This window comes from Micromonospora sp. C28SCA-DRY-2 (assembly GCF_030519475.1).
Taxonomy (GTDB): domain Bacteria; phylum Actinomycetota; class Actinomycetes; order Mycobacteriales; family Micromonosporaceae; genus Micromonospora.
The window spans coordinates 60,072-73,316 of record NZ_JAUMKD010000003.1; the positions used below are offsets into that span (position 1 = coordinate 60,072).

The following is a 13,245-nucleotide window of genomic DNA, read 5'->3' on the forward strand; positions in this document are numbered from 1 at the left end:
GTGTGAGGGTGGGGTATGGGTATGACGTCTGACGTCTGATGCCGTTAGGCTGAGCGTGACAGATCCGTGAAGGAAGGGCAAGGGGCAGATGACGACGATTGACGCGAGCCCGCTGCGCGGGCCGGAGCGCCCGGGTCCCCGCCGCCAGGAGGTCGTGACGGGGATCAAGGAGTACATCCTGCGCAATCGCCTGAAGCCGGGGGACCTGCTCCCCACCGAGACGGAGCTGTGCGAGGCCATCGGCGCCAGCCGGTCCAGCGTCCGCGAGGCGGTCAAGATCCTCTCCGCGCTCGACATCGTCGAGGTGCGGCACGGTCACGGCACCTTCGTCGGCCGGATGTCGCTGAACGCCCTGGTGGAGAGCCTGGCCTTCCGCGGGCTGCTCAGCGGCGAGGAGGACCACCGGGTGCTGGGCCAGGTGGTGGACGTCCGGCAGACCCTCGAACAGGGCCTCGCCGCCGACATCATCGCCGTCCTCGACGCCGAGCACCGCGCGGTTCTCGCCGCGCTCGCCGACCAGATGGCGGACCTGGCCGCGCAGGACAAGGACTTCCTCGAGGTCGACCGGGAGTTCCACCTGAAGCTGATGGAACCCCTGGGCAACGACCTGATCCTCCAGCTCACCGAGGCGTTCTGGCAGGTGCAGGCCATCGTGGCGCCCACCCTGCGCACCGAGCCGGAGGACCGGGTGATCACCGCGCAGCGGCACCGGGCGATCGTCGAGGCGATCAGCGCCGGCGATCCGGCGGCCCTGCGGTCCGCCATCGCCGACCACTACGCGCCCGTCCGCGCCAGCCTGGCCCGCGCCGTCCAGTCCTGAGTGGTACGACCGGCTCAACCGTGGGGAACGGTCTACGCGGCGGCGGGGCTGGCGCTCAGCACCTCACCGGGACACCGAGCCGGAGCAGCCGCGCCCCGGCCGTCCGCCGCCTCCCGCCGGGGACGACGGACGGCGTCGCGGCACCGTCCCACTCCCCCACCGGACGCCTGATCGAAGCTGATCGCGGTCACCTCGCGCTGAAACCGATGCGCGGCCGAGGAACCGACCGGACCGCCCGCGCCCTCCGCGCCGTACCGCGCGTCGTGCTCCGCCATCGAATCAGCCCTGCCGGCCGGCCGTGGTGATGAGTTGTCGCGCCCGGACCCGTCACACCTACGACGGGACACGACGAGCCGGAAGGATGACGCGATGAGGACGGACACACGGCTGGAGGACCTGGGCGTGAGCGGGCTGGGCGAGGTCGACGAGCCGGCGTTCTCGGGGTTGGCCGAGCGACACCGGCGGGAGCTGCACGTGCACTGCTACCGGATGCTCGGGTCGTTCGAGGACGCCGAGGACACCGTGCAGGAGACGTTCCTGCGTGCCTGGCGGCGTCGGGAGACCTTCGCGGGGCGGTCGACGTTCCGGGCCTGGCTGTACCGGATCGCCACCAACGCCTGCCTGGACCTGCTCGCCAAGCGCCGCCCGGAGCCGGCGACCGGCGGCGAGGTGCGGTGGCTGCAGCCCTACCCGGACCGGCTGCTCGACGAACTGCCCGCGGCCGACGCGGACGAGCCGGAGACCGTCGCCGTCGCGCGGGAGACGATCGAGCTGGCGTACCTGGTCGCGGTCCAGCACCTCGCGCCGCGTCCGCGGGCCGTGCTGATCCTGCGGGACGTGCTCGGCTGGCCGGCGAAGGACGTCGCGGAGCTGCTCGGGGACTCCGTCAACTCGGTGAACAGCGCGTTGCAGCGGGCCCGCGCCGGTATGCGGGAGCACCTGCCCGCCGAGCGGCAGGACTGGACCGGCGGCGAGGAGGACGCCGGGACGCGCGACCTGGTACGCCGCTTCACCGAGGCCAGTGTGGCCACGGACATCCCGGCGATCACCGCGATGCTGCGGGACGACGTCCGGTGCTCGATGCCGCCCACGCCGGGCCTGCAGGTCGGCCGCGACGCGGTGGTGAACAGCTGGGTCGAGGACGGCTTCGAGGGCATGACGGGTCTGCGCGCCGTCCCCACCGCCGTGAACCGGCAGCCCGCCGTCGCCTTCTACCACTGGCGGGAGCAGGAGCAGGCGTACCTGCCGCTGACCATCGACGTCCTGCGCATCACCGGCGGGGCGATCACCGAGATCATCACGTTCCACGACGACCAGTTCCCGCGGCTCGGGCTGCCGGAGCGCCTGCCGGCGGACGGCACGGAGTAGCTCCGGTGCGGACGCTCGCGCTGCGCGCTGGCGCGCGTGTCGCGGTGGTCGCAACGGAGTGGCACGACGCGTTCGGCGTCGTCACTCGTGGCCGGGTGCAGCTGGAGCTGCGCGACGGCCAGCCCGGCCCGGTCCTCGGAACCGACGCCGCCTTCTGGCTCCGCGGCACCGGCGTCCGCGCCCTGCGCAACCCTGGCCGTCGCACGGCGACGGTACGCATCGTCACGCCCAGGACCGTCACCGGTCAGTCAACACAGCCTGTGCGCCAGTTAGCTGGAGGAACAGCCATGAACAGCATGAATGACACCGTCGCGGGCCCGGCACCGGGCCGGACCAGCCGCACTTACCGATTCCGCGGGCTCGTCGGTACCGGCCTCGTCGCCACGCTCGCCGCGATGGTGGCCACCACCCTCGCCGCCGCGCTCGCCCGGGCCGTCGGCGTCGGCTTCGAGATCCCCGATGGTGGCGAGGCGATCCCGTTGGGCGGGTTCGCCGTGGTGACCGGCTTCTGCTCGGTCGTGGGCGTGGTCGTGGCCACCGCTCTTCTCCGGTGGAGCGCTCGCCCCGCCCAGCGATTCCTGTGGACGGCGGTGGCGCTGACGGTGATCTCGTTGATCCCACCCCTCGTCTCCGGGGCGGACACCGCGACCACCACCGCCCTGCTCGGGCTGCACCTCGTCCCCGCGGCGGTGATGATTCCCACCCTGACGCGGAGCCTCCGCACCCGGACCGAGTGACCATCCCGCGGCGGAAGAACGCGGGGCGCCAGCGCACCGACGTCGCCCCCGGTCGCGCTCACCCTGGCGCTACCGGGGCCCGGCGTCCCTCGTCGTACGCGACACGGCGCGCCCGGCCAGGCCGGGCGCGCCATCAGGTCACGCGGTCAGCTGATGGTGGTGAAGGAACCCCAGCCGCTGCCGATCTGCCGGGAGTCCGGGCTGCTGTACGGCACGCCGTTGTCGCGCTCGATGTTGTTCGGGTACATCCACAGCGTCCCGTCGGTCCTGCGGACCACCAGGTCGGTGTAGCCGTCACCGGTGACGTCGGCGCCGACGACGTAATTGAAGCCGCCCCAGCCGCTGCCGATCTGGCTGGCGCTGCCGTACGGCACGCCGCCGTCGCGGACGAAGTTGTTCGGGTACAGCCACAGCGTCCCGTCGGCCTTGCGCGCCACCAGGTCGGTGAACCCGTCACCGGTCACGTCAGCGCCGATAAGGGTGTCGAAGCCGCTCCAGCCGTGGCCGATCTGCCGGGCCGTCGAGCCGCTGTAGGGCACGCCGTCGTCGCGGACGAAGTTGTTCGGGTACAGCCACAGGGTGCCGTCCGTCTTGCGCGCCACCAGGTCGGTGAACCCGTCACCGGTCACGTCGGCGCCGATGATCCGGTCGAAGCCGCCCCAGCCGCTGCCGATCTGCCGGGCGTCCGCGCTGCTGTACGGCACGCCGTTGTCCCGCTCGATGTTGTTCGGGTACAGCCACAGCGTCCCGTCGGTCTTGCGGGCCACCAGGTCGGTGTAGCCGTCACCGGTGACGTCCGCGTTCACGACCTGGTTGAAGGTGCCCCAGCCGCTGCCGATCTGCCGGGCGGTGCCGTACGGCACGCCGTCGTCGCGGACGAAGTTGTTCGCGTACATCAGCATGGTGCCGTCGGCCTTGGTGGCGACCAGATCCGCGAACGAGTCGCCCGTCACGCTGTGGCCGACGTTCCGCTCGTCGACGGGCGTTCCACTGCCCACGCCGGCGGGTGAGACGTACCCGTCGATGTCGACGTTGGTGCGCGAGTAGCTGGCCCGGCTGACCTTGCTGGAGTAGTTGTTCGAGGAACCCTGGTTGCCGCCGATGGTGTTGACCTGGGTGCTGGTGGCGCTGGTGACGATGGCGACGTGGTCGATCGGGTGGCCGTCGCCGGAGGCGTGGTCCCAGTCGAACACGATGGCGTCGCCGGGCTGTGGCACGTATCCACTGGAACGGGAGTGGTAGAGCCCTCGGTTGATTCCGTACGTCTTGAACGACTGCGCCCACGAGTCCAGGCCGCTCACGTCCGAGACGCCGGCGGTGCGCCACACCCAGCGGGCGAACTCCGCGCACCACTCGATGCCGCAGCTGTTGTAGTAGCCCGGGTTGCAGCCGGTGCCACCGAGCTGGTTGGTGGCCACGCTGACGATCTGCTGCCGGCTCGTGGCGGCGGCCGCGGGCGGCGCCATCAGGCCGACACCGCTCGCCATGGCGAGCAGGGAAACCAGTACGGTGCGGCCGAACCGTCGTCGTATGGCGCGCGCTGTTCGCGGCGGGCCGGTGACGGAGTTGTCGCCGGCGCCGGCGCGGGTGTCCGCCTTCCTGGTGGTCGAGCGTCGCATCAACATCTGCTCCTGGGTCCTTTCCGAAGTTTCGATTGGTTCGGGATGGATCTGCTGGTACGGGTCGACCGGCAAGGTGTCGACCGGGCATCCATTGTTTTACTTAGATATATCGATGTCCTTTCCACGGCTGTACCGCTGGCTGATGTTCGGGGGGCTGCTCGGCGGATCTCCGGTGGATCCCCCGCGCTGAATGAAGCATCACGGACCTGGCGGAGGTTGTCACCAGCCCTGACCTGGCGGAAAGGCGCCCGGCCGGATCACGCCAGCGTCAAGACATCGAGTTCGACCTCGTCGACGGGCTGCGCATGTTCGCGCTGTCCGGTCGATCGGCAAAGGCCACGCTGTTACAGGGCGGCACTTGACCTGCACGGTGGAGTGCTATCCGAAACGGGAGCGACGTGCTGGCTTCGCGGTCGGGTAGGACGTCGACCGACCGGCCGCTGTCTACCAGCCGCGGCTCGGATGAACTGGTCGGCGATGGGCGCGAGCGGCCGGCACCACGCCCCCAGGCCGGACCCGGCGATCGCGTCTACCCGCAGGGCTCCGGCAAAGTCGGGCCACTAGGCTCCGCGCATGCAGCATTGCCGACTGTCCTCCGCCAAACGCACGGCGATCGGGGCGTTACTGCTCGTCTTGGCCGTAGCCGGCTGCGACTCCGAGGCGGAATCGTCCTCCGATGCCACGTGGTCGAGCCCTGACACCGCCGCTACCGCGACCGCCTCCCGCGCTGCTTCCCCCCCAAGTCCCCGTGACGCCGAACCTTCCGCATCTTCCTCCCCCACCACGGACGAGTCACGGGAGGCCGAAGCGGCGGAGGAGCCCGAAGCGGCACAGAGGACGGAGGCGCCGAGCGGGGGCGGCACCAAGTACGCGGCGTGTGCCGACGGCGACTGCAAAGTATCCTTCTCCCGCTCGGTCACATTTCCACTCGGCAGGTGGACGGTGTCGTCCTCCGTGGAGGATGGCGGTGTCAGGGTGCGACTGACCGACGCCAACGGCAGGGGCGGCGGTGGCGGCTTCCTGGCAGGGCCCGGGTGCACGGTGGCGATTCACGCCGACGGCGGCGGGCGAGTCGGATGCGACCAACCCGGAGCCGAGCCCGAACCGGGAGGGTGGGTCGTACACCTGCTGGAACTGGACGGGGACACCGCGGTCATCCGAGCGATCCTGGGCTGACTGTGAGGATCCTGTCGCAGCCTGATTGTGCTGGGCTGTGGTTTGGTGGCCGGCCGTGGCTCGAACAACACTGGGTTGCCGGCATCGCGCCAGCTCCCGGGACGGGCGCTTCCCTGACCGGAGCCCAGCGGGTGTCGAGGGCCCCGGTCAGGGGAGAACCGTGGGTACGGGATGTGGCCGCCTAGAGGTTCAGCGTCCAGCTGTTGATATGGCCGGTGTCGCCGGAGGCCGAGTCCCGCACTCGCAGGGTCCAGGTACCGTTGGCCACCTCCCGGTCCAGGTCGACCGTGTAGGTCTGGTCGATGTTGTCCGCCGCGCCGCCGGTCCGGTTGTGCAACGGGTAGGTGCGCCCGCCCGGCGCCACCAGCGTCACCACCAGGTCACCGACGTAGGTGTGCACGATGTGCACCTCCACGGTGGCGTCCGAGGCGGCGTTACCGGCGCAGCCCGAGATGGTGATCGTGCTCTGCACCGTGCTGTTGTCGGGGATCGACACGTCAGCGCCGTTGGTGCCGGCGCAGACCGGCGGTGGGGTACGGGTGCCTTCGAGGTTGAGCGTCCACCTGTCGAGGTAGCCGGTGTCGACGGCGGCGGCGTCCTGGATCCGCAGGTGCCAGGTGCCGTTGGAGACCTCACCGGACAGGTCGACCGTGTAGATCTGGTCGAGGTTGTCCGTGCTGTTGCCGGTCCGGTTGTGCAACGGGTACGTGCTGCCGTCGGGCGCCACCAGCGTCACCACCAGGTCACCGATGTAGGTGTGCACGATGTGCACCTCCACGGTGCTGCCCGAGCCGGCGTTACCCGCGCATCCGGAGATGGTGAACGCGGTCTCCACGGTGTTGTAGTCCGGGATCGACACATCTTTGCTGGCGGTCTGCGCACAGCCGGGTGGCCCGTTGACGGTCAGGCGGTACGACGTGGAGTTCGTGGTCTCCGGCCCCCTACCGGTGATGGCCACGACGTACGTGCCCGGCTCGGTGCTGCCGGTGGTGCTGATGGTCACCGTCGAGGAGCCGCCCGAGGTGACGGATGGCGGGCTGAAGCTCGCCGTCGCCCCGTCGGGCAGGCCACTGGCGGAGAAGGTGACCGGGTGCGGGCTACCGACCGTGGTGCTGGTGCTGACCGTGGCGGAGACCGAACCGCCCGGGTCGAGCGTTCCGGCGGCCGGGGCGACCTCGATCGAGAAGTCCTGGGTCGGTGGCTGGATGTCACCGGTGTAGAGCAGCTTGTTGGGCGAGCCGTTGCCGGGGTCGGTTATCACGCCGTCGGTGGCCTCGTTGACCAGCTTGTCCCGGACCTGCCGCGGGGTGTACGTCGGGCTGGCGGCGAGCACGAGCGCGGCGGCCCCCACCACGTGCGGGGTGGCCATCGACGTGCCGTTGATGGTGTTGGTCGCGGTGTCGCCGGTGTGCCACGCGGAGGTGATCGCAGAGCCCGGGGCGAAGATGTCCAGGCAGGAGCCGATGTTGGAGTAGCTGGCCCGGACGTCGTTGCTCTGGGTCGCGCCGACGGTGATCGCGTCGGGGGTGGCGGCCGGCGTGACGCCGCAGGCGTCGATGCCGTTGTCGTTGCCCGCCGCGATACCGTAGACGACCCCGTCGGCGATCGACGCGGTCACCGCGTCGTTGACGGCCTGGTCGAAGCCGCCGCCGAGGCTCATGTTCGCCACCGCGGGCTCACCCGGGTCGTGGTCCCCGGTGACCCAGTCGATGCCCTCGATGACCTGCGCGTACGTGCCGTTGCCACCGTCGTCGAGCACCCGTACCCCGACCAGGGTTACGTCCTTAGCCACGCCGTAGGCGGTGCCGCCGACCGTGCCGGCGACGTGCGTACCGTGGCCGTTGCCGTCGTCGGCGGTGCCGCCGTCGATGGCGTCGAAGCCGCTGACCGCCCGCCCACCGAAGTCGCTGTGGGAGAACCGGATGCCGGTGTCGAGGATGTACGCCGTCACGCCGGTGCCGGAGTTCGGGTAGGTGTACGAGTTGTTCAACGGCCGGGCGCGCTGGTCGATCCGGTCCAGCCCCCAGGAGGGGGTCGGCGTCTGGGTGCCGGCGATCGTGACGGTGTGGTTCTGCTCGACGTACCGGACGGCCGGATCGGCGGCCAGCCGCCTGGCCGCCCGCTCGGTCAACCGCGCCTCGAAGCCGCGCAGCGCGTGCCGGTAGGTCCGGGCGACGGTGCCGCCGTGCTTGTTGGCGAGGCCGCGAGCCTTGTCGGTGACTCCGGCCGCCGCCACCGCGGTGTCCTTGAGCACCACGATGTACGAGTCGGTGACTGCGGTGGCGCCGCCGGCGCTGAGGATCTGCCCTTCGGCGGGCGCGGCGATCGCCGATGTGCCGGCGAGGCCCACCGTGGCGGCCGCCGCGACCGCCCCTATTCCGAGCCGCCAGCGGCGTTTCGCCGGCGGTGTGGAGAGTGTCATCGTTCGTAGACCCTTTCTGACGCCAAGCCCTTCTCCGATCTCGTCATGTCACTCACCGCCACAGTCGTTGCGGATCGCGTACGTGTAGAAGCCGTCGCTGCCAAAGCCGTTCGGCGCATGCGACCGCAGCTCCGCGCCGACCGCCCAGACGTTGTTCGGGCCGCTGGCGTCGATCCCGGTCAGGCCGCTGGTCCAGCCCTCCGGGACGTCGACAACCGTCCACTTCTTGCCGTCCCAGTGCTCGACCACGTAGCCGCCGTCGGACTGGGTGGTCCAGTCGCCGGCCACCCACACGTCGTCGGGGGCGATCGCCGTCACATCCGTGAGCTTGGTGATCGCCGAGATGACGCCGCCGTCGGGCGTCTCCGTCCACTTCTTGCCGTCCCAGTGCTGGATCAGCGGCACCTCACCGCCGGGCACGTGCTTCTCCCCGACGGCCCACACATCGTTGGGGCCGGTGGCGTCAACCGAGAAGAACCAGCCGGAGGCGGCGTCGTACGGCACCTCAATCGGCGTCCACTCCTTGCCGTCCCAGTGCATCGTGTACGGCAGGTCGCCGATCCGGCCGACCGCCCAGACGTCGTTCGACGCGGTTCCGTACACGTCGTGCAGCGTGATCGGGCCGTCGGTGAAGGGGAAGTCGACAAAGCTCCACGTCCGGCCGTCCCAGTGCTCGACGTACGACCTGGCCGGGACGGTCATCCCGAAGTCCTTGTATTCGACCAGGGTGACCCAGACGTCGGTCGGGGAGATCGCGGCCACCCCGGTGGCCTCCACATGGGCCGGACGGGTCTGGCCGAGGGCCTCGTAGGTCCCGCCGACCGGGTTCAACACCGGGCTGAGCGACCAGCTCCTGCCATCCCAGTGCTGGACGTGCGGCACGTTGGAGTCCACGTTCCGGCGATGGCCGACCACCCAGCCGTCGTCCGGCCCGGAGAACTCCATCTCATCGGCCAGCACCCGGACATCGCCCCACTGCGGATGGGTGGGGTGTGGTGAGGGCACGTGTTCCCACTCGGACCCGTTCCAGTGCTGGATGTCGATCATTTCTCCCTTGCTGTGGCCGGGGCCGCGGCCGGCGTGTTCGAAGTACTCGCCCAGGGTCCACACGTCGGACTCCGACAGCACGGCGACGTCAGCAAGGGTGGAGTAGACAATGCCGTTGATCTGGCTGGGGTTGGGCGTCCTCACCTGTTCCCAGTTGTTCACACACCGGTCGACGGTCGGGTCGATCCCGGCCAGGTTCGGGGTGCCCACACCGGTCGGCCCGTCGTACCCGACGCCCGCGGTGCAGAGCACCGCCGGGCTGCACGATCCCGGGATGTCGGCACCGGGGTCGGCGCCGGTGTTGTTTCCGCTGGTGATGTCGAAGAACTTCTCCGGATGGCGGTAGGCGTAGGCGCCGCCCGGCTCCTCGCGGGTCTCCTCGCCGATGAGCGCGTACACCCCGGCCACCAGTGACGTGGCCACGCTCGTGCCGCCGACCCGGACCCAGCCGCCCGCCTGGTGGGTGTCGTAGACCGCGACCGCGGTGGCCGGGTCGGCCACCGCCGAGACGTCGGCCGTGGCCCGGTGCGAGCAGCCGGTCTCCGCCCGCTGCCAGGACGGCTTTTTGACGTACGCGGAGCAGCCCGAGCCGGCGGCGCCCCAGGCGTACTCGTAGTATCCACGGGCGCCATTGGCCGGCCACAGGCTGGTGCCACCCACCGACGTCACGCTCGCCGACGACGCCGGGTAGCTGACGCCGTAACCGGTGTCTCCGGAGGCCGCGAAGATCGAAACCCCGGGGTGGTCGAAGAACGTCTCGTACTCCAGGATCCCCGGACGCTCCAGCAGCCCCCAACTGCTGACGATCTGCGTCGCGCCCAGTCGGGCGGCCGTCGCCACCGCGCCGGCCAGGTTGTCGATCAGGTTGTCGTTGGCCTCCACCAGCAGGATCTTGCACTGCGGGCAGGCCGCCGAGACCATGTCCAGGTCCACGACTGCCTCAAGCGCCCAGCCCGCGTGCGGCGGCGGCAGCGGACCGGATTCCCCGTCCTGGTTGACCTTGCGGAAACAGCCGTTCTCCGTGGTGCACGGCGGCAGGCCGTACATCCCGCGGTAGACCGCCAGGTCCTGCTCCGCGTTCGGCGCGTCGTACGCCACCACCACCGCCACCGTCTGGTCGGCGCCCTTGCTGGCCGCGGCCTCCGTCAGGCCGTACGCGGTCTGCAGCTGCGCAACGCCGTACCCCGGTGGCAGCTGCGCCTCGGTCGCCTTCGGATCGGTGGTCAGCGGCTTACCGCCGGCGTCGCTCTGCACCAACGCCGAACACGTGGCCCGCGATGACTCCGGACCTGCCGACTGATCCGTCGAGGGCTCCTCGGCACACACCTGCTTGACGTCTGCCTGCGGTTGCGGAACCTCGGCCGCTTTCTGCGGCGGGGTCTGGGTGGCCGTCGCCTGGGGTGGGGTCTGGGTGGCCGCCGTCTGCGGCGGGGACCCGGTAGCCGGCGCACCGACCAGGCTCACGCCCAGCACCGCGGCGACGGCCATCACCAACGTGCGCGAACGACGCACGGACGCTCCCTTCCTCCTGCTCATGCTCATGCACCCGCCAGCCCGTACGCGTGGATCACCGTTTGCTCGAACGAGTCACCGGCCGAGTCCGACAGGTTGACCTTGACCGACGCGAAGCCGGAGCCCTCCGACGCGGCCGGGTTCTGCACCGACACCTGGAACTTCCCGCCGCCCCGCGCCGTGACCGCCGCCGGGGTCCAGGTCTTGCCGTCGTCGAACGACACCTCCACCGCCGCCTTCGTCACCTGCCGGCCGGTCACGCCCCGCTGGTAGTAGCCGGACACGGTGAAGGTGTGCGGCCCAGCCGCGGGCACCTTGCCCCGCAGGTCCGCCCCGAAGTCGTACGCACCGAAGATCAGCGGCAGGTAGGAGCAACCCCGGTTGACGTCCGGCGTGCACTCCTGGTATTTCGGCAGCCGATCGTTCTTCTTCGGGGTGCTCGACCTGAAGTCCCAGGTGGTCTCCACCCGAGTGCCCAACGTCGCCCACTCCGGCCGGGTCTGCGTCCACTCGATCCGGTACGACGCCGTGCCGGGCAGCATCGGGAACACCTGACCGGACGCCGCCGCCACCTGGGTCAGCTGCCCGTCCCGGTAGAAGTTGATCGTGCTGGTCGGGCCGCCGCTGGTGTCGGTCAGGGCGTGGATCGTGTACTCATAGTGCGAGGTCGTGTGGGTCGGATCGCTGTCGCCGGAGCTGACCACGCTGAATCCCATGACGTCGCCCTGCCGACAGGCCGGGCAGAAGTAGGTGGTGGTGGCCTTCGCAATTCCGGTTGCCTGAGTGGCCCCGTGCGGCAGCCCCATGTTCTGCCATTCCGGAGCTGGCACCGACGGGCCGTTCGCCCACGTTGTGGTGATCTCCTCACCCGGCCGGAACGTCCGCAACGGCCCGTAGATTCTCGGGTAGTAGCCGTCTCTGACCGGGTTTGGAAGGGTCGCGACTCCCCGGTGCCAGACCGTCGTCCTCGACCCACCGTAGTAGTCGGTCCGCTCGACCGGCAGCGCCATCTGGCCCATGAGCGGCGTCCCGAGCCCCATGGTCATCGTCGACCACGAATGGAACGGGGTCATCGTGCTCGCTCCGCCGAAATCGGGATTCAGCGTTCCGATCCTGGTGTGGTCGATGGCCAGATCGGCCTCGGTCATCCGGTGGGTGAGCTTGGCCGGCACCCCGTTCTCGCTGGGGAAGTCCAGGTTGTAAAGGTACTCCTGGGGTGTGCCGTCCAGCCCGGTGCCGGGCGGCGCGAACATCCACGAGTGGCTGAAACCCAACGAGCCCCGCCGCGGAGCCGGGGTCGGCTTGGCGAAGTAGCGGACCTCCGGCACGATCTCGTGGACCGCCGGGCCGTAGGACCACCACAGGCTCTGCAGCGAGCCGCCGGCGGCCGAGTGCCGCGCGAACTTCATGGCGGCGATCATCGGTTCGGCCTCCGCGCGCGGCACGGTCACGTCGATCGGCCGCGCCTCCCGGGCGTCCAGGGTGACAGCGGTGTCCTTCGACACCGTGACATCCGCCGGCACGAACGTCAGGTTCTCGTCGAAGCCCGTCTCGTTCATGTCGAAGATGAACGCCGAGATGCCGTACGGGCCCGCCGGCACGCTCACCGCGATCGGGCCGCTGCCGGGCGTCGGGTAGTGGATGCTGTAGTAGGTCTCGGCGTTGTCGAGGTTCTGGATCGCGATGATCGCGGTACCCTCCACACCCTGCCGGTTGAGCTGGTTGACGGTCAGCGTGTGGGACTGCCTGCCCTTGGCCGCCGAACGCATCGTGAGTGGCGCCGCGCCGGGCACCCCGGCCGCATCCGGCGCGGCACCCAGCGAGATCTTCTTCACCTCACTCAGCGCGTCCGCCCCGTTCCGGGTCAGCGCCCGGCCGAACGCGGCGGTCCCTGCGGCATCGATCGACCCCTCGGTCCGCGTCCCGGTCTTCGGCGCGGTCACTCCGGGGACCGCGCCGTGCTCGGCCGTGCGCCATTCGATCGACAGCGGCAGCTTCGGCTGCGCCGTGTAGCCGGCCCGTTCGAGGTAGGACACATTGAACAGGGCCGGGTCGAGCGTCTTACCGAGGTGCGGGATCGCGGCCGCCGGCACCGCGTAGACGTCGCCACCGAGCGCCAACGTCAACATCCCGGCGGAGTCGGCCAGCGCGTCCTCGGGCGACTGCCCCGAGTCGACCGCCAGTGCCGGCGAGACCACCGTCTGGCCCCCCGCGACCCGCTCCACGCGCACCGATTCGCCGGTCACCAGGGTGACCTTCGTGCCGGCGGCGGTCGACGGCGTGGCTGCCGTCAACTCGGCGGGTATGGCGGCCGGGGGTGCCGCGGCGTCGTCGCCGCCGAGCGGGCCGTTGACCGCCAGCGCGGAGGCACTCACTGCGGCGACGAGGCCAGCGGCGAGCAACACCGGTCGCTGTTTGAGTCGTCTCCGGATCAGTGTCTTGATACCAACGGGTACGGGGTCATCAGCCATATCCGGCTCCGTCCGTGTGTGACGAATGTGAAACAGAAAGCGATCTTGTCTCACGGAACGCCGATAGTGT

General features: G+C 70.2%; 8 protein-coding genes. 4 read left to right on the top strand and 4 right to left on the bottom strand.

What is annotated here, in order from left to right; all coding sequences use genetic code 11:
- Positions 1–88: 88 nt before the first annotated feature.
- From Q3W71_RS14025 to Q3W71_RS14035, 3 genes are all read left to right on the top strand, one after another.
- Positions 89–820, top strand: a complete 732-nt coding sequence (locus Q3W71_RS14025; protein ID WP_302919750.1) for a FadR/GntR family transcriptional regulator — start codon at positions 89–91, stop codon at positions 818–820.
- 369 nt (positions 821–1,189) lie between these two features.
- Positions 1,190–2,188 carry an RNA polymerase subunit sigma-70 gene (locus Q3W71_RS14030; RefSeq protein WP_302919751.1) on the top strand — a complete coding sequence of 333 codons (999 nt, stop codon included), beginning with the start codon at positions 1,190–1,192 and terminating at the stop codon, positions 2,186–2,188.
- Between the two features lie 5 nt (positions 2,189–2,193).
- A complete protein-coding gene (locus Q3W71_RS14035; protein WP_302919752.1) occupies positions 2,194–2,925 on the top strand; it encodes a DUF6069 family protein in 732 nt (243 codons plus the stop codon).
- Positions 2,926–3,071: 146 nt separating this feature from the next.
- Here Q3W71_RS14035 and Q3W71_RS14040 read toward each other — a convergent pair whose 3' ends face one another.
- Positions 3,072–4,412: an FG-GAP-like repeat-containing protein gene (locus Q3W71_RS14040; RefSeq protein WP_302919753.1), complete on the bottom strand. Its 1,341-nt coding sequence runs from the start codon at positions 4,410–4,412 to the stop codon at positions 3,072–3,074.
- On the opposite strand from Q3W71_RS14040, the gene Q3W71_RS14045 reads away from it, so the two are divergent.
- Positions 4,411–4,737, top strand: coding sequence for a hypothetical protein (locus Q3W71_RS14045; RefSeq protein ID WP_302919754.1), 327 nt, complete (start codon positions 4,411–4,413; stop codon positions 4,735–4,737). The two genes, Q3W71_RS14040 and Q3W71_RS14045, sit on opposite strands and share 2 nt — an antisense overlap.
- Positions 4,738–5,904: 1,167 nt before the next feature.
- Here the strand turns inward: Q3W71_RS14045 and Q3W71_RS14055 are convergent.
- The 3 genes from Q3W71_RS14055 to Q3W71_RS14065 all read right to left on the bottom strand — a co-directional run bounded on the left by Q3W71_RS14055 (position 5,905) and on the right by Q3W71_RS14065 (position 13,229).
- Positions 5,905–8,145 carry a S8 family serine peptidase gene (locus Q3W71_RS14055; protein WP_368050636.1) on the bottom strand — a complete coding sequence of 747 codons (2,241 nt, stop codon included), beginning with the start codon at positions 8,143–8,145 and terminating at the stop codon, positions 5,905–5,907.
- 48 nt (positions 8,146–8,193) lie between these two features.
- Complete coding sequence (locus tag Q3W71_RS14060) at positions 8,194–10,446, bottom strand: S8 family serine peptidase (RefSeq protein WP_368050799.1); 2,253 nt, start codon at positions 10,444–10,446, stop codon at positions 8,194–8,196.
- 284 nt (positions 10,447–10,730) lie between these two features.
- The gene (locus Q3W71_RS14065; RefSeq protein WP_302919756.1) at positions 10,731–13,229 is read right to left on the bottom strand and encodes a hypothetical protein; all 2,499 of its coding nucleotides are present in this window, start codon (positions 13,227–13,229) and stop codon (positions 10,731–10,733) included.
- Positions 13,230–13,245 lie beyond the last annotated feature (16 nt).